The sequence below is a fragment of the Tsukamurella sp. TY48 genome, assembly GCF_019656655.1.
GTDB classification, from domain to species: domain Bacteria; phylum Actinomycetota; class Actinomycetes; order Mycobacteriales; family Mycobacteriaceae; genus Tsukamurella; species Tsukamurella strandjordii.
In genome coordinates this window covers 261928-278665 of record NZ_BPMV01000002.1, presented here as the reverse complement: position 1 = coordinate 278665, position 16738 = coordinate 261928, and the positions used below count along the sequence as shown (strand labels likewise).

20 protein-coding genes and 1 tRNA gene are annotated in these 16738 nt (G+C 69.4%); 6 read left to right on the top strand and 15 right to left on the bottom strand.

The genetic code is table 11. The features are described from left to right. Positions 1–6 precede the first annotated feature (6 nt). From TTY48_RS17150 to TTY48_RS17125, 6 genes are read right to left on the bottom strand one after another with little or no spacing between them, the layout of a single operon-like run. A complete protein-coding gene (locus TTY48_RS17150; protein WP_220658860.1) occupies positions 7–930 on the bottom strand; it encodes a hypothetical protein in 924 nt (307 codons plus the stop codon). Positions 931–975: 45 nt separating this feature from the next. After that, positions 976–1263 carry a hypothetical protein gene (locus tag TTY48_RS17145; protein ID WP_220658859.1) on the bottom strand — a complete coding sequence of 96 codons (288 nt, stop codon included), beginning with the start codon at positions 1261–1263 and terminating at the stop codon, positions 976–978. A gap of 30 nt (positions 1264–1293) precedes the next feature. Then, entirely contained in the window at positions 1294–1947 is a 654-nt protein-coding gene (locus TTY48_RS17140) for an ASCH domain-containing protein (RefSeq protein WP_220658858.1), read from the bottom strand. 4 nt (positions 1948–1951) lie between these two features. Further along, entirely contained in the window at positions 1952–2419 is a 468-nt protein-coding gene (locus TTY48_RS17135) for a DUF664 domain-containing protein (protein ID WP_220658857.1), read from the bottom strand. Beyond that, positions 2406–3443, bottom strand: coding sequence for a nucleoside hydrolase (locus tag TTY48_RS17130; RefSeq protein ID WP_220658856.1), 1038 nt, complete (start codon positions 3441–3443; stop codon positions 2406–2408). Before TTY48_RS17130 ends, TTY48_RS17135 begins: the two co-directional genes overlap by 14 nt. Positions 3444–3470: 27 nt before the next feature. After that, a complete protein-coding gene (locus TTY48_RS17125) occupies positions 3471–4928 on the bottom strand; it encodes an SDR family NAD(P)-dependent oxidoreductase (RefSeq protein ID WP_220658855.1) in 1458 nt (485 codons plus the stop codon). 72 nt (positions 4929–5000) lie between these two features. Between TTY48_RS17125 and TTY48_RS17120 the strand changes: the two genes are divergently transcribed. Continuing rightward, positions 5001–5501 (top strand): gluconokinase, encoded by a 501-nt coding sequence (locus tag TTY48_RS17120; RefSeq protein ID WP_220659604.1) that lies wholly within the window; start codon positions 5001–5003, stop codon positions 5499–5501. Here TTY48_RS17120 and TTY48_RS17115 read toward each other — a convergent pair whose 3' ends face one another. After that, positions 5502–6674, bottom strand: coding sequence for an MFS transporter (locus TTY48_RS17115; protein WP_255585799.1), 1173 nt, complete (start codon positions 6672–6674; stop codon positions 5502–5504). A 65-nt stretch (positions 6675–6739) separates the two neighbouring features. On the opposite strand from TTY48_RS17115, the gene TTY48_RS17110 reads away from it, so the two are divergent. Beyond that, positions 6740–7369: a TetR/AcrR family transcriptional regulator gene (locus TTY48_RS17110; RefSeq protein ID WP_255585798.1), complete on the top strand. Its 630-nt coding sequence runs from the start codon at positions 6740–6742 to the stop codon at positions 7367–7369. On the opposite strand, the gene TTY48_RS17105 is transcribed toward TTY48_RS17110, so the two are convergent. From TTY48_RS17105 to TTY48_RS17095, 3 genes are read right to left on the bottom strand one after another with little or no spacing between them, the layout of a single operon-like run. Next, positions 7366–8505: a lipase family protein gene (locus tag TTY48_RS17105; RefSeq protein ID WP_220658852.1), complete on the bottom strand. Its 1140-nt coding sequence runs from the start codon at positions 8503–8505 to the stop codon at positions 7366–7368. The genes TTY48_RS17110 and TTY48_RS17105 overlap by 4 nt on opposite strands. Positions 8506–8515: 10 nt before the next feature. After that, entirely contained in the window at positions 8516–9505 is a 990-nt protein-coding gene (locus tag TTY48_RS17100; RefSeq protein ID WP_220658851.1) for a DUF4185 domain-containing protein, read from the bottom strand. Positions 9506–9528: 23 nt separating this feature from the next. After that, complete coding sequence (locus TTY48_RS17095; protein ID WP_220658850.1) at positions 9529–9996, bottom strand: DUF417 family protein; 468 nt, start codon at positions 9994–9996, stop codon at positions 9529–9531. Between the two features lie 148 nt (positions 9997–10144). Between TTY48_RS17095 and TTY48_RS17090 the strand changes: the two genes are divergently transcribed. After that, the gene (locus TTY48_RS17090) at positions 10145–10390 is read left to right on the top strand and encodes a hypothetical protein (protein WP_220658849.1); all 246 of its coding nucleotides are present in this window, start codon (positions 10145–10147) and stop codon (positions 10388–10390) included. Between the two features lie 65 nt (positions 10391–10455). Here TTY48_RS17090 and TTY48_RS17085 read toward each other — a convergent pair. Further along, positions 10456–10541 (bottom strand) — tRNA-Leu (locus TTY48_RS17085). 107 nt (positions 10542–10648) lie between these two features. Between TTY48_RS17085 and TTY48_RS17080 the strand changes: the two genes are divergently transcribed. Further along, a complete protein-coding gene (locus TTY48_RS17080) occupies positions 10649–11986 on the top strand; it encodes a M20/M25/M40 family metallo-hydrolase (RefSeq protein ID WP_220658848.1) in 1338 nt (445 codons plus the stop codon). A 32-nt stretch (positions 11987–12018) separates the two neighbouring features. Next, entirely contained in the window at positions 12019–12555 is a 537-nt protein-coding gene (locus tag TTY48_RS17075) for a YbhB/YbcL family Raf kinase inhibitor-like protein (RefSeq protein ID WP_220658847.1), read from the top strand. Here TTY48_RS17075 and TTY48_RS17070 read toward each other — a convergent pair whose 3' ends face one another. From TTY48_RS17070 to TTY48_RS17060, 3 genes are read right to left on the bottom strand one after another with little or no spacing between them, the layout of a single operon-like run. Further along, positions 12556–13650: a quinone-dependent dihydroorotate dehydrogenase gene (locus TTY48_RS17070; RefSeq protein WP_220658846.1), complete on the bottom strand. Its 1095-nt coding sequence runs from the start codon at positions 13648–13650 to the stop codon at positions 12556–12558. Between the two features lie 4 nt (positions 13651–13654). Beyond that, positions 13655–13909 (bottom strand): DUF5703 family protein, encoded by a 255-nt coding sequence (locus TTY48_RS17065; RefSeq protein WP_220658845.1) that lies wholly within the window; start codon positions 13907–13909, stop codon positions 13655–13657. Between the two features lie 8 nt (positions 13910–13917). After that, positions 13918–14928 (bottom strand): YncE family protein, encoded by a 1011-nt coding sequence (locus TTY48_RS17060; protein WP_220658844.1) that lies wholly within the window; start codon positions 14926–14928, stop codon positions 13918–13920. Between the two features lie 63 nt (positions 14929–14991). Between TTY48_RS17060 and TTY48_RS17055 the strand changes: the two genes are divergently transcribed. Further along, positions 14992–15837, top strand: coding sequence for an undecaprenyl-diphosphate phosphatase (locus tag TTY48_RS17055; protein ID WP_220659603.1), 846 nt, complete (start codon positions 14992–14994; stop codon positions 15835–15837). On the opposite strand, the gene TTY48_RS17050 is transcribed toward TTY48_RS17055, so the two are convergent. Further along, on the bottom strand, positions 15824–16687 hold the full coding sequence (locus TTY48_RS17050; RefSeq protein WP_220658843.1) for a LysR substrate-binding domain-containing protein: 864 nt from the start codon (positions 16685–16687) through the stop codon (positions 15824–15826). The two genes, TTY48_RS17055 and TTY48_RS17050, sit on opposite strands and share 14 nt — an antisense overlap. Between the last annotated feature and the right edge of the window lie 51 nt (positions 16688–16738).

Here is a 16738-nt window from a genome sequence, read left to right as displayed (position 1 = left end):
CCGCATCTAAGGTCGCTCGGACGCAGAGGGCATTCCTTGTGCGTCCACGCCGAATCTAACGAGAAAGTCGATATCCGGGGTGTCTCTCTGCAAAGCAACTTCTACCCGCTTTGAAAGGTGTAGATCGAGAGCGCCGACAGGCGAAAGCGAGGAGCGTCGCGCGATCATTGCTGCCGCTTGCACCGCGCGAAGCAGTTGGCTTGGATCCAAGATATGCACGTAACAATGCGTTTTCGTGATGTGTTCGGCAATGAACTCAGCGCCGAAGCCCTCTGAGGTATTCAGTAGAGACAAGTCCGGGATCAGTATGACGAGGTGAAACGGAACATTCCTGTTGAGGTCCACAATCTCGCCCGATGAGTTTTGAACCGGATAGTCAAGTTTAAGGTACTTGGCTGCACCGGTTACCTGCTTGATAGCTTTCCTAATATGCTTCTCGACATCCATTCGCAAGTCGCTTCGCGAGGGAAGGACCGATCGCCCGAGCACCGACAGGGACTTCGATTCAATGACGAACGTATGTTCGCCGGACGTGAGTAGCACATCGCACAGTTCGCGAGGCCCCTTGTTACCCACCGCTGGCGTGACTGACGGGCTCAGGAAGGCGCAACCTGGCTCGAGTACGTCGGCGATCCATAAGCACAACGCCTCCTGCTGTCCCCCTTCGTTCGGATCGAATACGGAAAGATGCGTGGCTAAGTTATTGCCGCTCGTGTAGTACCACGAAGAAGGGTGTTGCCACGCTCCACGAAACGTTGCATCGAGGCGGATCCCCGGGGAGTCATTCGTGTTACTCCGACCTACCGAGGCAAGAGTCTCAAGCAACAATTCGCGAGAGTCCACGAATCCCGATCGACTGATTTCGATTCGGTCAGGGTCAATCAATGACTCGACCAAATCCAGATTAAATTTGACCTGTATCGTAGCCACATTGATTGCGATTTCATTAAACAGATGTAGGTCTACGGCACTTCCTCAAAGAATCAAGCGTAGAGACTCACGCTCGTATTCATTTTCGAGCACCGACCAGATAAAGGCCTCACCGACTGGCTGGTCCGGCATGGCTAGGGCGTAAATGATTTGGCCTTCTTTGAGTGTTACGATAGTGATCGTTATCGAGTCTGTTGTTAGAAAGTATCGCAGTTGCAAAGCCGAGCATTTGACTGCGATTGCAGGCCGTCGTCCTGGCTCTGCAATGAGTCGCACCAACGTTGGCGTTGCTAGGAACTCTGACTTCAGTTCGCCGAACAGGAAGGTGGTCATTGTTTCTCTCCCTGGTTGGCGGCGGCGGGCCTAATTCGGCGTGCAGTCATCGGTCGCCGTCTTTGTATCGCGCGCGGCCAGCCATTCGAGGTACGCGGCGCCGCGCGGTGCGAGTTCGTAGCCGACCTCGTGGCTGATCGTCAGTCCCATGCCCTTGAGCTTGCGGATGTCGACCTTCATCGGCAGCAATTCGACCCCGCGCTCGGTGGCGAGTTCCTTCGAGACGATGCGCGGGTGATCGCGGATCCACTCCAGGATGTCGCGGGTCCAGGGCCCCGTGGGGCGGGCGTCCAGCCGGGCGAGGCGGGCGGCGATCGTCGCCAGTTCGGCGTCGTCGGGCAGGGCCTCCCGCAGCGCGAGCCGCGGGTCCTCTCCGGCCCATTCGAGGTGAACGCGGTAGACGTGCTCGCCGCCCCGCGCCGAGCGCTCCCGGCGCGGGGCATCGGGATCGCGGGGCCGCAGGGCCCGGCGCAGCGCGGCGGCGTCCTTCATCCCGGCCGCCCGCGCGGCGCGATCGGTGATCTTCTCGACGTCGGGCACCTTGGTGACGCGCGTGAACCGCAGCAGGCCCGCCGGAGTGAGCTGGGTTCCGCCCACCTTCACGCGGGGCGCGTCCCAGCGGCGGTACTGAGTGGTCACGGTGCCGTCGCGGACGCCCTCCGCGATCGCCTTCGGTATGAGCACGGCTTCAGTGTGCGCCGCGCACGACCACGTCGCGACAGATCTCCATGTGCCCGGTGTGCTGGGTGAGCTCCCGCAGCATGTGGGTGAGCACCCATTCGGGAGTGGCCGCGGCCGCATCGCGGCGGGTGGTGCCGCGCGCCTGCGGGTTGCGGATCCCGATGGCGGCCACGGGCGCCCAGCGCGCGAGGTCGGTGCGGAGCCCGGCGACGATGCCGCGCGCCTGCTCGACGGTGCCGGTCGCGTGGAACTCCGCGGAGCGGTCGCGCGGGATGTCCTCGCCGGCCAGCAGCGAACCGCCCCAGTAACCGAGCGCGCCCCGTACGTGGGTCACGAGCGCGAAGACGGAGTTGCCGCCGGGGGTGGCCAGGTTCACCGTGGTGTCGTCGAGATCGCCGAGCACCGCGTCCACGGTGTCCAGCGTCTCCGCGGCCACCTGCAGGAAGGCCGCGATCTGTGCGTCAGACGCGGTCACGGGCGAGCCTCGCGATCGAATCGAGCAGATCGTCGAAGAAGGCCACCGGATCGGTGGCGACGGCGATCTGGGCGGTGTCCGGGCGATTCCAGGCGCCGTGCACGTCCGCGACGGTGGTGCCGCGGGTCAATGCCCCGCTCAGCTCCACGTCGACCGGGTACGCCCTGGTGCGCACGATCGACGGATCGAGCGCGACGGCGGCGGCGAACGGGTCGTGCATGTGCGCGATGTAGCCGAGGTCGTGGTCGCGGTGGAACTCGAAGTAGAACCGCACCGCATCCGAGGTGGCCCGCACCACGGGGTCACTCGCGGTGGAGCGGGTGCCATCGGGGTCCTGGGGATCGAGCACCTCGGCCGGGCTGCTCCCCGCGGCATCGGCGAGCCGCACGATGTGGTCGGGGGTGAGCTCGATCGTCTCGGTCAGGTCGAGCGGGCACAGGATCGGGAGCGGTACCCCGGTGCCGTCGAGCTCGCCGTAGGCGCGCAAGACCTCCCACAGCGACTCGGGATCGACGGCCACGTTCCACTCCGAGGTGGGAGTCGTGTTGCCGGGGTGCCAGAAGACGCCGCCCATGATCACGAGCCGACGCAGGCGGGCGAGGATGCCCGGATCGTCGCGCAGTGCCAGCGCGAGGTTCGTGCACGGGCCGGTGACGAGACCGACCACCTCGCCCGGATGCTCCCGGGTCAGATCGGACCAGGCCTGGGCACCCGACCGGTCCGCCGGAGTGCGGGTGGGCGTGGGCAGTTCGGCGTAGCCGACGCCGAACGGACCGTGCGTCTCCTCAGTGGTGATGAGCGGCGCCGAGACGGGGGAGTCGGAACCGACGAAGACATCGATATCGGTGCGCCCCAGCAGTTCCAGCCAGGCGAGATTGTTCTCGACCACCTGGGGCCCGGGCACGTTGCCGGCCGTGGACACGATTCCCAGGATGTTCACCTCGGGCTTGGCCAGCAGGTAGAGCAGGGCCAGGGAGTCGTCGACACCGGTATCGCAGTCGAACAGGACCTTCGTTTCCGCCACGGAATCACCCTAGCGATCGGCCGCCCATCACCACGGTGAGGGCTTGTAGTCCTTGAGGAAGCAGCCGTAGAGGTCCACGCCGGCCTCGCCCTGCACGATCGGGTCGTAGACGCGGGCGGCACCGTCGACCAGGTCGAGTGGGGCGCGGAAGCCCTCCTCGGCGAGGCGCATCTTGGTGTGGTGCGGACGTTCGTCGGTGATCCAGCCGGTGTCGACGGCCGTCATCAGGATGCCGTCCTGCTCCAGCATCTCCGCGCTGGAGGTGCGGGTGAGCATGTTCAGCGCGGCCTTGGCCATGTTGGTGTGCGGGTGGCCGGGCCCCTTGTAGCCGCGGCCGAACTGGCCCTCCATCGCGGAGACGTTCACCACGTACTTGCGCCGCGCGGGCGACGCCGCGAGGGCGGGCCGAAGCTTCGAGATCAGGATGAACGGCGCCACCGAGTTGCACAGCTGCACCTCGAGCAGTTCGAGCGGCTGCACCTCCTCCACGGTCTGCACCCAGGAGTTGGTGTGCACGAGGTCGGGCAGCAGGCCGCCGGCGTCGATGGCGCTGCCGTCCTCGATGCGCGCCGCCGACGACGATCCGCCGCGCAGCGCGAGCGCGGTCAGGGCCGCGGGGTCCAGGGCGCTGACATCGCCCGAGCGGTCGAGGGTGTGCCCGTCGAGGGCCTCGGTGAGAGCCGCCGGGTGGGCCGAGCTGGCGCGGCCGAAGCGGATGATCCGCTCGGCGAGCTGCGGCGGCACATCGCCGGCCTCGGCGTCGACCAGGGCGGAGTACGCGCCGGGCGAGCGGCGCACCGTCTGCGCGGCGTTGTTGATGATGATGTCCAGCGGCCCGCGGGCGGCGACCGCATCGGCGAGCGCGCTCACCTGCGACGGGTCGCGCAGGTCGATGCCCACGATGTGCAGCCGGTCGAGCCACTCGTCGCTGTCGGCCAGGGCAGCGAACCGGCGCGCGGCGTCGGTGGGGAAGCGGGTGGTGATAGTGAGATCGGCACCGTCGCGCAGCAGGCGCAGGGCGATGTACATGCCGATCTTGGCGCGGCCACCGGTGAGCAGGGCGCGGCGGCCCGTGAGATCGGTGGTGGCATCGCGCTTGGAGTGACTGAACGCGGCGCACTCCGGGCAGAGCTGGTGGTAGAAGGCATCGATCCGGGTGTACGGCTGCTTGCAGATGTAGCAGCTCTGCGGACGCAGCAGTTCGCCCGCGCTGTCGCCGGCGGTGGGCGTGGTCAGCAGGATGCCGGCGGTCTCGTCGTCGATGCGCTCGGCGTTGCCGGTCGCGGTGCGCTCGAGGACGTCGCGATCGGCCTCGCGGACCTTGGCCCGGGACTCCTTGCGGCGCATCCGCTTGAGCATCTTGAACATGTGCCCCACCGACCGCTGTACCTCGATCGATTGCGGATCGTCGGCGTCGAGGGCGGCCGCCGCCTCGAGGACGCGGTGGAACGCGGCGAGGTCTTCGGCGGAGATCGGGTCGGACATGGGGCCTTTCCTGCCGGGTACTGCGGCGGGTCGTGATGTACTCGACAAGTGTCCACTATCCAGATCTGCGTGATGGGAGTGTCCGGCTCCGGGAAGTCGACCGTGGGGGCCGAGCTGGCCTCCCGCCTGGGCCGGAGCTTCGCCGACGGTGACGATTTCCACAGTGACGCCAACCGCGCCAAGATGGCCTCGGGTCGGCCTCTGACCGATGAGGACCGGTGGCCGTGGCTCGCCACGATCGGCGCCCATCTGCGCGACGAGATGGTGGCGGGGCGGCCCACGGTGGTGGCCTGCTCCGCACTCAAGCGGGTCTACCGGGACCGGATCCGCGCCGCGGGCGCCAGCGTCTACTTCGTCTTCCTCACCGGCAACGAGGAGCTGTTGCTGGAGCGGATGCAGGGGCGTGCGGGGCACTTCATGAAGGCCGACATGTTGGCCTCGCAGCTGGCCATTCTCGAGCCGCTGGAGCCGGACGAGTTCGGTGTCACCGTCAACGTCTCGGGCGATATCCCGCAGATCGTGACCGAGGCGCTGGCCGATTTCGCCGCCACCGAGGTGCCCGGAATCGCCTGATCACTCCGGCCGGGTGGCGATGGCCGCGGTGATCCCGCCGAGCGCCAGGATCACGGCTCCGCCGAGTGCGACCCGGGGCAATTCGCCGCCCAGCGCTGCGTCGAGAGGGGCGCCGAGGCTCGCGCCCCCGAAGATGGTCACGGTGTACAGCGAGGCCGCGGCCCCGACGGCCGGTGCGCCGAGCCGGGTGACCTCGGCGACCACTGAGGGCGCGGCCAGCGCCATCGCGCCGACGAGGGCGAACAGTCCCGCACCGACCGCCGCGGTGCCACCGGCGGCGCACGTCGCCGCACCGAGCACCCCGAGGGCCACAGCGCCGAGGATCCGGCGGCGCGCGGGTACGTCGCCGAGGCGCAGGATCAGGAGGCCGGCGAGCACCACCGCGGGCAACGAGCTGGCACGCAGTATCAGCAGCGTGCCGGGAGACCAGCGGCCGTCGGCGGCGAGGGCGGTGTAGATCGCCACGAGCACGCTCAGGAAGGTGAGCCCGGTGCCGTACAGCAGCAGCAGTCGCGGCCGCCGCAGCAGGCCCGGAACAGCGCGGTAGACCTCCATGGCGGACGGGCGCTGTCCGGCGGGCACGGGGTCGGCCGGGAGTAGTAGCGCGATCGCGACGGCACCGGCGGCGGTCGCCGCGGCACAGACGAGGAAGACGCCGGTGAGCCCCGCTGACGCGGCGAGCAGTTGCGCCGTCACCTGACTGACCACCGCCGAGCCGAGCCCTGCGCCGATGACGGCGGTGTTCAGCGGAACCCGGGCCGACGGTGCGGTGGTGCGCGCGATGAAGGCCAGCGCGGCCGGGGTGAACGCGGCGGCGGCGAGCCCTTGAGCGGCGCGCCCCAGCAAGAACCACGTCGAGGTGGGCGCGAACGCCACGAGTGCGGTGGTAACAGCGGTTGCCGCGGCACTGGCGAGCATGAGGCGATGGGCACCGAATCGGTCGGCGAGAGGGCCGAGCAGCAGGATTCCGACCGCGTACACCAGCGCGAATGCGGTGGTCGCGACCGGCACGGTGGACGACGAGGTGCCGGGCAGCGCGAGCACCTGCGGCGCTAAGGGCAGTACGACGTAGAGCTGGCCGACGATCGGCAGCGCGGCGGCGGCGCCGATCACGCCGGTGCGCCAGGAGGCGGCGGCGTTCCGGGACAGGGGAATCGGGGGCGCGGTCGTCATGGCGGCGACGCTACCAACCGTTCGGTTGGCGCGTCAACCGTTCGGTTGGCGGTAGGGTTGCGGCCGTGACCGAGACCACCGCACAGTACGAATCGACGCCCACCAGCGAGGCGCTCATCGAGGCCGCCCGCGCGGAATTCACCCGGCGCGGATTCGACGGTGCCCGCGTGGCCCGGATCGCCGAAGAAGCCGGCGTCAACAAGGAGCGCATCTACGGCTACTTCGGGAGCAAGGAGGGGCTGTTCGAGGTGGTCATGGCCAAGGCGCTGACGGAGCATGCCGAGCAGACGCCGTTCCTCGAAGGTCAGAGCCTCACCGATCACGTGATGGCCGCGTTCGAACATCACCGCCGCGATCCCGAGTTGGTGCGCCTGCTCATGTGGGAATCGCTGCACTACGACGCCGACCAGGGGCAGACACCGCCGTTCAGCGACGGCCGCCGGGACTTCTACCGGCGCAAGGTCGAGCGGTTGCAGCAGGTGAGCGGTGAGCAGGACGCGCTACGGGCGGCGATCGCGATGTTCGTCGCGATCGGCCTGCAGGCCGCGCCCTTCATGGTCCCGCAGCTCGGCGCGGTCATTCTGGGGCGGCCGGTCGCGGACGCCGAGGTCCAAGAGTTGATGCGGCCACTGATCGAGCAGACCGTCCGGTTCATCGAGGACGGGCTGGTACGCGAATCAGGGGAGAACGGCTAAGCCGCGCAGTTCGGCGCCACCGGCCGTCCAGCGAACCGGTCGCCGATCCAGTCGCCGACCGTGGCGATATCGCGCTTGTCGGTGTGGCCGCCGGTGCGGGCGGCCACCTGCACCGGGACGCCCGCGCGGCAGAGGTCGGCGATCCCGCGGCGCGTCCATTGCGGGAGCACGAGGTCGTCGCTCTTGCCGTAGACCACGAGGGCCGGGACGCTGCGATTCGCCTGGCGCGGTAGCTGATTCCGGTCGAAGAAGGCGGCCAGTCGTGCCCGCGTCCCGGGTTCGGGGCGCACATCGTCGGCCGTGACACTGCTGAGGTCGAGCGTGGCCGGGGTCCGGGCGGTGCACGAGAGGAGCGCGTCATGCTGGGCCAGGATCGGGCCACGCAGCACGGCTTCGGTGCGGATCGACGGATCGACGGCCTGCGCGCCGCGGACCACCATCGGCATGACCGAGTACTGCGGCAGGGACATCCGGCCCTGGTCGATCTGGGCCAGGATGTCCAGGCGCAGAGCGGGGGAGACCAGGGCGTTGCCTGCGAACCGGAGTTCCGGTGCGCGGGTCGGCGCGAGCTCCGCGGCCGCTTCTGTCGCGCGACCGCCCTGGGAGTTGCCGTACAGCACTGTGTCCGGGGTGAATCGGATCGGCAGCGCCCGCGCGGCGCGGACGGAGCCGAGCACGTCGAGTCCCTCCGAGGTGGAGTCCAGGTACGGGTGCAGGCCCTCGCCGCCCAGGCCCTGGTAGTTGGGGAGCACCACGGCGAAACCGCGGCGCACCAGGTCGGCCAGATACGGCGCATTGCCGAACTGGTCGGTGGCGTCGGTCGGGGCACACCGGCGATCCACGCCCGAGGTGCCGTGGCCCATCGCCACCAGCGGCCATCCGCCCGCGGGGGCCGGACCGGGCGGTACGTACACGCCGCCGGTCGCTGTGATCGGGGCACCCGCGGGTGTGCGCGAGGTGTACGCGATCCGGGTGGCCGTGACCGCACCGTCCAGCCCTTCCGGTGCGCCGAGTGGCCCTCGGGAGACGAGCGTGCCGATCGGGGCCGGGGCTGCGGGCCCCGCCGCGACGGGGCCCGCCACGCCGAACAGGCAGGCGGCCGACAGGACGGCGGTGAGTACGCGCGTACCGAACATTCTCCGGACGCTACTGCACCCGCAAGGGGCCCGTGAACATCATCGATTTGTACGGATGATTGTTCTGGGTGTTCCACTGCGAGACCACCAATCGCGCCGAGCGCAGGGTGGAGCCCGGAACCAGGTAGCCGCCGTAGAGCTGCGCGACGCGGCCATCGGCGTGATCCTCGTCCTGCCACGACGACCCCTGCAGGAGGGTCACCGGCTCGGACCAGATGCCGTCGATCCGCTCGGCGAACCGCGCCGCGATCCGGTAGTGCGCCGCGTCGAAGTAGGTCATCACCCAGACCCCGTCGATCAGCGCCAGGCAGAGTTCGCCGTAGCCACTGCCGAGCGCCAGATCGGTGGGCGGGTTGCCCCACCGCCAGCCCGTGTCCGGGCGCCATCCCCACGGCTCCCAGGGCACGTCGACGCCGGGCGCGAGCGTGGCGAGCAGCTCCGTGCGGAGGCGGTGCAGCCGCAGGCCCTTGTCCCGGCTGAGGCCGCCGGTGGACAGGTTGTAGGTGTAGCCGTCCGGCGCGGGGCACAGGGCCCACATGTTCCGGCACCCGTCGGCCTGGCGGGCGTCGAACCGGGCCACCTCCCGCCAGGTGGCCGCGCGGTCGTCCGAGCGCCATAGGGCCGTCCGCACCACGGTATCGAGGCTCTGCATCGTCATGGTGTGCAGGTAGAGCGCCCCGTCGACCTCGATGCAGGTGGTGGGAAGGATCGTGGAGAACTCGCCCGTGTCGTGGCTGTAGTCCAGCAGCTGCCGCGCGCGCCTGGAGTCCGGCCCCGCGGGCCGGGTGATGAGACCCGTAGCGGTGCCGAACAATCCGACGGGGGAGCGCCAGTCGCCCGCCCCGATGGTCAGCCCCTCGAAGGTGTCGCCGAAGACGTACAGGATCTCGCGACCCACCCGGCACGCGATTCCGAGGTCGGTACCGCCGACACCGAACCGGGTGACCGGCGTGATGTCGCGGACCTTGTGCATGCGGGGCAGCTCGAGCGAGATGGGCACACGGTCAGACTGCCAGATGCCGGTCAGCCGGACGCGACGGTCTCGCGGTTCGGATCGGGCCGCACCGCGGATCGCGCCGTGCGCAGCAGCGCGAGCGATGCGCCCAACAGCACGAGGTCCTTGAGCAGGAAGCCGCTCGGCGGCAGGAGGCCCCAGTCGTAGTCGATGGAGGTGAACAGGAAGGAGAAGGTCCCGAGGAAGGTGAGGGACGCGGCGGCCACGGCGATGTCGTTGGCCGGTCGCGACCAGATGCCCACGATCAGGGCGATCGTCGTCAGCAGCTCGATGACGCCGATACCCGACGACACCGTGCGCAGGTCGAACAGTCGCAGCGTCCACGACATGAGGGGGCTTCCGCTGATCAGTGGCTCGATCGCCGTGGCCTCGGCAGCGGTGAACTTGCCGAGGCCCTGCCAGCCGAGATTGAGGACGAGGCCGGCACGGATCACGTGAAGCCCCATGGTCTGCATGAAGTTCCGGTCGATGGTCACTGGTTCGACGGTAGCGACCGGATCCGGCGGAAACGGACATCGGGCAGGGCTGTCAGGCATCCGTAAGAATTCGCGTGCGCCGCGTCCGGCGCGCACGCGATCGTCGGAACCGGCCCTACCGACGGCTCGTCGGGAGCACCATGGAGCCATGGACACGTTCAGCGGGACCGAGTTGTACGAGGCCTTCCACGCGGACTACGACGCGGTCGCCGACCGGGACGCGCGGATCTACGACGCCGACGGCCGGCTCCTGGCCGCGGGCAGGTTGTCGGGCCTGAAGCTGGACGAGTCCGGCGGTCGAGACAGCGTGGAGTACAGCTTCTCCTCGCTGCATCCTGACATCCCCTGGGCCGCGACGCACCGGGTGGAGCTGGCTCCGCAGCACGCGATCTGAGGATCACGGGGATTCGAGCCGGGAAAAGCGAAAGACCCCGGTGCGATACCGGGGTCTTTCGTCTGTGCGCGGAGGGGGACTTGAACCCCCACGTCCATTAGTAGGACACTAGCACCTCAAGCTAGCGCGTCTGCCATTCCGCCACCCGCGCGGGAAGCTTGTTCACAGTAATCCACGCCCGCCCGCTGCACCAAATCGGCACGTCGGGGTGCCTGCGGGCGCCGATCGGTGGCGGCGGCCGCGTGGTAGGTATAGAGCGTGGCTACCAGTGCAGTGAACGCGCTCGACGAGGTCGTCGACACCGTCAGCAATCTGATCCGCTTCGACACGTCCAACACCGGCGAGCTCGCCACCACCAAGGGCGAGGCCGAGTGCGCGCGCTGGGTCCAGGCCCAGCTCGACGAGGTGGGGTACGAGACCGAGTACCTGGAGTCCGGACAACCCGGCCGCGGCAACGTCTTCGCCACCCTCAAGGGCGCTGAATCGGGTCGCGGCGCACTCCTGGTGCACGGACACCTCGACGTGGTTCCCGCCGAACCCGCGGACTGGTCGGTGCACCCCTTCTCCGGGGCGGTCGAGGACGGCTACGTCTGGGGCCGCGGCGCGGTGGACATGAAGGACATGTGCGGCATCATGCTGGCGCTGGCCCGCCAGCTGAAGTCCACCGGGACGGTGCCGCCGCGGGACATCGTCTTCGCCTTCCTCGCCGACGAGGAGGCCGGTGGCACCTGGGGTTCGCACTGGCTGGTCGAGCACCGTCCGGACCTGTTCGAGGGCGTCTCCGAGGCCGTGGGCGAGGTGGGCGGGTTCTCGCTCACCGTGGACACACCCGCGGGCGGCAAGAAGCGGCTCTATCTCGTGGAGTCGGCGGAGAAGAGCCTGGGCTGGATGCGGATCACCGCCAAGGCCCGCGCCGGACACGGCTCGTTCGTGCACGAGGACAACGCCGTGACGGTGCTGTCGGAGGCGGTCGCCAGGCTCGGCCGGCATCGGTTCCCGCTGGTGCTCACCGACACCGTCCGCGAGTTCCTGCAGGCGCTGGACCTCGAGTCGACCATCGACATCGACGTCGAATCCCCTGATCTGGAAGGCCAACTCGCGAAGATCGGCGGCATCTCCCGGATCGTGGGCGCGACGCTGCGCGATACCGCCAACCCGACCATGCTGCGCGCCGGCTACAAGGCCAACGTGATCCCGCAGACCGCCGAGGCCGTGATCGACTGCCGCGTGCTGCCGGGCCGCCAGGAGGCCTTCGAGAAGGAACTGGACGAGCTGCTCGGACCGGATATCGAGCGGGAGTGGATCACCAAGCTCGAACCCTACGAGACCTCCTTCGACGGTGCGCTCGTGGACGCGATGAACACCGCGATCCACACCTTCGATCCGGACGGCCAGACGGTGCCCTACATGCTCTCCGGCGGCACCGACGCCAAGGCCTTCGCCAAGCTCGGCATCCGCTGCTTCGGTTTCGCACCGCTCAAGCTGCCGGAGGAGCTGGACTTCGCGGCCCTGTTCCACGGCGTGGACGAGCGCGTCCCCGTGGACTCGCTGCTGTTCGGCACCCGCGTCTTCGAGCACTTCCTGCTCAACTCCTGACCCCCAAAAGTACTGATGATCGAGAGGACACCATGACCGAGAAGTTCGATCCGTACGCGCCGCTGCCGCAGCTGCCCACGTTCACCTTGACCTCCACCACGTTCACCGACGGGGCGACGCTCGCCACCCCGCAGCTGAGCGGGATCTTCGGCGCGGGTGGACAGGACGTCTCGCCGCAGCTGTCCTGGTCGGGCTTCCCCGAGCAGACGAAGTCCTTCGCCGTGACCGCCTACGACCCGGACGCGCCCACCGCCTCGGGTTTCTGGCACTGGGCGGTGGCCAACATTCCCGCCTCGGTCACCGAGCTCGCCGAGGACGCCGGCAACGGCGCGCCCGGTTCGCTGCCCGACGGTGCGGTCACCCTCACCAACGACGGTGGGATCAAGCGCTTCCTCGGTGCGGCGCCGCCCGCCGGCCACGGACCGCACCGGTACATCTTCGTGGTGCACGCCCTCGGCGTGGCGAAGCTGGAGCTGCCGGACAACGCGACCCCGGCGTTCCTGGGCTTCAACCTGTTCGGCGCGGCGATCGCGCGCGCCAGGCTGACCGCGACCTACGCGCAGATCTAGCTAGCGGTCGACGCCGACGGCCTCGGAGATCGATGCGAAGCCGTCGGCGCGCAGCCGCTCCGCGAGCTGCTTCTGCACGGTGCGCACCCACAGCGGGCCGCCGTAGATGAACTGGGTGTACACCTGCACGAGGGAGGCGCCGGCGCGGATGCGCTGGTAGACGTCGTCGACGTCCTCGATCCCGCCCACCGAGATCAGGACCAGCCGGTCGCCGACCCGGGCCGACAGGCGCCGCAGCACCTCCAGCGAGCGCTGCTTGACCGGGTGGCCGGACAGTCCGCCGGGACCGATCGCCTCGATCTCCGCAGCGGAGGTGTTCAGGCCCTCCCGGCTGATCGTGGTGTTGGTGGCCACGATGCCCGCGAGCCCCAGTTCCAGTGCCAGATCGGCGACGGCGTCCACATCCTCGTCGGCGAGATCGGGGGCGATCTTCACCAGCACCGGCACCGTCACGGTGTCGAGCACGGCCTGGAGGACGGGCCGCAACGATTCGGTGGCCTGAAGGTCGCGCAGGCCGGGGGTATTGGGCGAGGAGACGTTGACCACGATGAAGTCGGCGAGCGGTCCGAGCAGCATGGCGCTCACCCGGTAGTCGTCGGCGGCGCCGTCGAGCGGGGTCGTCTTGGTCTTGCCGATGTTGGCGCCGATCGGCACGGCGGTCGGTCCGGCGTCGCGCTTGCGGAGCTCGTTCGCGGCGGCGCCGGAGCCGTAGTTGTTGAAGCCCATCCGGTTGATCAGGGCCTTATCCTGGGGGAGCCGGAACAGCCGCGGCTCGGGGTTGCCGGGCTGGGCGTGGGCGGTCACGGTGCCGATCTCGGCGAAGCCGAAGCCGAGCGGACCCCAGCCGTTGACGGCGCGGGCGTTCTTATCGAACCCGGCGGCCAGACCCAGGGGCGATGGGAAGTCGACGCCGAACACCGTCTGCGCCAGGATCGGATCGCGGAAGGCGAGCGTGCGGCGGATCCCGGTGCGCACCGGCGGCACGGCCGTGGTGCCGCGGATCAACCCGAAGACGAGGTGGTGGATCCGCTCGGGTGCCACCAGGAACATGGTGCGCAGCAACAGCCGGTACGCGGACGACGTCAGTGACGACATGGTGTTACAGCCCCTTCGTGGCGTCCGGCGGCAGCATGCCGGAGGTCTTCGTGCGGCGACGGCGCAGCAGTACCCGGCGCGACCCGTCGGTGTAGAGCCGCACCCGGGACAACTCCCAGCCGCCGAATTCGGCCTCGATCGTGAGGCGCATCGCCGCGGTCACCCGCGAGACGTCCCGCGGCAATCGCAACGGCAGGAAATCGTACTCCTCGCCGGAGTACGGATCGCCCGCGTCCCCCCGCGCCGTGCCCGCTGCCATCGGGCCTCCTACCTGGTCGGGATCGCCTGGATGCCGCCGCCGGTGGCCGACTGCACGTACACCGTGCCGGTCTCGGCGTCGGCGGCCACCGCGTTCGGCTGGCGGATCGTGGGGAAACGCAGCTTCGGGTCCGGCATGCCCGAACCGAGAGCGTAGCCCGCGATCTCGTTGGTCGCCGTCTGCGTGACCCACATCAGCTTGGCGGTCTCGTCGTAGACCACGGCCCAGGGCGCGCTCGCCACGGGGTACTGGAACCGCAGCATGAAGGGGGCTATCGAGTACGCCAGGACTTGATCCTCGCTGGTGTCCACCGAGAGCATGCGGCCGAACGGGTCGATGACCGCGTTGGTGATGCCGCGCCCCACGCGCAGCGACTTGCCGGCCTTGCCGCCGTCGAGGTCCAGCTCGGTGATCGACGCCTGGCGGCGGTCGACGACGGCCGCCTTGCCGTCACGGACCATGACGACGCTCGCCTCGACCGGGCCGGTGATGGTGCGTACCGGCGTGCTCACGTTGCGGTCCAGGACCACGATCCTCCCGTCGGCGGTGCCCGCCAACGCCAGGTGTCCGCCATCGGGGTACGCCGCGACGGTGAGCACGTCGCCGTCGAAGCGCGGTGAGCCCGCCTCGATGGCGTCGCCGTCCTTCGCGATGACACCGACGAGGCCCTTCGCCGCGACGAGGAATCCGCCACCGGCATTGGGGACCACCTGGTTCGCACGGCCCTCGATCGCCACCCGCCCGGTCTCCTTGAGGCCCTCGTCGACCGAGTACAGCACCACCGCACCGTCGGTGATGGCGGCCAGCCGCCGGCTCACCGGGTCGAAGGCGAGACCTTCGCCGGGCGCCGCGGGGGTCACCCGACCGGCGGGCGCCGCGGCGGGCTCCGGGGCGACCGCCGGGGTCGCGGGGGTGATCGTCGGGCGGTCCTCCCGGGCCGGGGTCGACGAGCAGCCCGCCGACACGAGGGACACCGAGACGAGGACGGCGACGACCGGGGCGAGGAATGTGCGGCTCATGATGCTTCGAAGTTACCGTCTGCGGCCGCCACGGCCCCCGGCCGGTAGCCTGCCCGGGTGGACATGACATGGATTCAGGCGATCGTGCTCGGCCTGGTGCAGGGCCTGACGGAGTTCCTGCCCGTCTCGTCCTCGGGCCACCTGCGGATCGTCTCGGAGATCTGGTTCGGCGACGATGCGGGCGCCTCGTTCACCGCGGTCACGCAGCTCGGCACCGAGCTCGCGGTGCTCATCTACTTCGCCCGGGACATCTACCGGATCGTGGTGGCCTGGTTCCGCGGCCTGACGGACAAGACGCAGCGCGGGGTGGACTACCGGATCGGCTGGTACGTGATCATCGGCACCATTCCGATCGGCGTGCTGGGGTATCTGTTCAAGGATCAGATCCGCACGGCCGCCCGGGATCTGTACCTGGTGGCCACCATGCTCATCGTCTTCTCGTTCGTCATCCTGGCCGCCGAGTACGTGAGCAGTAAGTACTACGCCAACCGGCAGCGTCCGCTGGAGCAGGTGACCGCTCGCGACGGCATCATGATGGGACTGGCGCAGTGTCTCGCCCTGATCCCCGGCGTTTCCCGCTCGGGCGCCACGTCGAGCGCCGGCCTGTTCCTGGGGCTGACCCGCGAGGCCGCGGTGCGGCTGTCCTTCCTGCTCGCGATCCCCGCGGTCACGGCATCCGGCTTGTTCAGCCTCCCGGACGCCTTCGAGAAGGGCGGCCCGGGCCTGCACGCCTCCGGCCCGCAGCTGCTCGTGGCCACCGTGATCGCCTTCATCGTGGGCTACGCCGCGATCGCGTGGCTCCTGGACTTCGTCTCCAAGCACTCGCTGAACTGGTTCGTGGGCTACCGCATCATCGTGGGCGTCACCGTGCTCGGGCTGCTGCAGGCGGGCGTGATCAGCGCGCAGTGAGCGCGCTGCGCGCCGCACCGACGAGCGGGTCGCGGGCGGCGCCGCGGCGGTAGGCCAGCGCCGTGCGGCGCCGGATGTCGAGCGGTGCGAGGCGCACCGTGGACGGCGCATCGGCGGCGGCCACGTCCGGGACGATCGCCACGCCCTGTCCGGCATCGACCAGCGCGAGGACCGCGGCGAAATCGTCCGTGCGGTGGCGCACCCGCGGTGTGAATCCCGCGGCCTCGCAGGTACGCACCGTGGCGTCGTCGCACATCGTGCCCACGGTTCCCGAGATCCACTGCGCGGCGGCGAAGTCCGCCAGTGCGCCGGTGCTGTCGGCGGGTGTGGCCAGGTGTACGGCCTCCTCGAACAGGGGCTCGGTGTCGAGCGAGGGATCGTCGCGCCCGGGCAGGCAGTCGTACCGGTGCAGCAGCGCCACGTCGAGCTTCCCGGAGCGGAGCGCCTCCGGCGCCGTGGCGGGGTCGATCTCGGTGACCCGGACCCGCAGCTGCGGATGGTCGGCGGAGAGGCGGATCAGCGCGGGGGTGATCACCGTGCGCATCGCGGAGGGGTAGGCACCGATCCGCAGCTCGCCGGTCACGCTGCCGCCGAGCGCGTCGAGGTCGGCGCGCGCCTGTTCCAGGCGGGCCAGCACCGCATCGGCGTGCCCCACGAGGAGCCGGCCCGCCTCGGTGAGCCGGACGCTGCGGCCGGTGCGTTCGAGCAGGGGCGTCCCGGCTTCCCGTTCCAGCGTGGTGAGCTGCTGCGAGACCGCCGACGGGGTGTAGTCGAGGGCCTGGGCGACCGCGGCGATCGTGCCGCGCAGCGAGAGTTCCCGGAGCAGGCGCAGACGGTGCACATCGAGCATCAGATCAGCTTACGCTCGAAGTCGGATTTCCGCGCTGGTGCTGAAGCTCGA

Bases quoted from the DNA above. Each gene is read 5' to 3' on its own strand.
- TTY48_RS17145 (WP_220658859.1), bottom strand. From the start codon at position 1,263: ATGACCACCTTCCTGTTCGGCGAACTGAAGTCAGAGTTCCTAGCAACG.
- TTY48_RS17125 (WP_220658855.1), bottom strand. From the start codon at position 4,928: ATGTCCGACCCGATCTCCGCCGAAGACCTCGCCGCGTTCCACCGCGTC.
- TTY48_RS17120 (WP_220659604.1), top strand. From the start codon at position 5,001: ATGGGAGTGTCCGGCTCCGGGAAGTCGACCGTGGGGGCCGAGCTGGCC.
- TTY48_RS17115 (WP_255585799.1), bottom strand. From the start codon at position 6,674: ATGACGACCGCGCCCCCGATTCCCCTGTCCCGGAACGCCGCCGCCTCC.
- TTY48_RS17105 (WP_220658852.1), bottom strand. From the start codon at position 8,505: ATGTTCGGTACGCGCGTACTCACCGCCGTCCTGTCGGCCGCCTGCCTG.
- TTY48_RS17090 (WP_220658849.1), top strand. From the start codon at position 10,145: ATGGACACGTTCAGCGGGACCGAGTTGTACGAGGCCTTCCACGCGGAC.
- TTY48_RS17075 (WP_220658847.1), top strand. From the start codon at position 12,019: ATGACCGAGAAGTTCGATCCGTACGCGCCGCTGCCGCAGCTGCCCACG.
- TTY48_RS17070 (WP_220658846.1), bottom strand. From the start codon at position 13,650: ATGTCGTCACTGACGTCGTCCGCGTACCGGCTGTTGCTGCGCACCATG.
- TTY48_RS17065 (WP_220658845.1), bottom strand. From the start codon at position 13,909: ATGGCAGCGGGCACGGCGCGGGGGGACGCGGGCGATCCGTACTCCGGC.
- TTY48_RS17060 (WP_220658844.1), bottom strand. From the start codon at position 14,928: ATGAGCCGCACATTCCTCGCCCCGGTCGTCGCCGTCCTCGTCTCGGTG.
- TTY48_RS17055 (WP_220659603.1), top strand. From the start codon at position 14,992: ATGACATGGATTCAGGCGATCGTGCTCGGCCTGGTGCAGGGCCTGACG.
- TTY48_RS17050 (WP_220658843.1), bottom strand. From the start codon at position 16,687: ATGCTCGATGTGCACCGTCTGCGCCTGCTCCGGGAACTCTCGCTGCGC.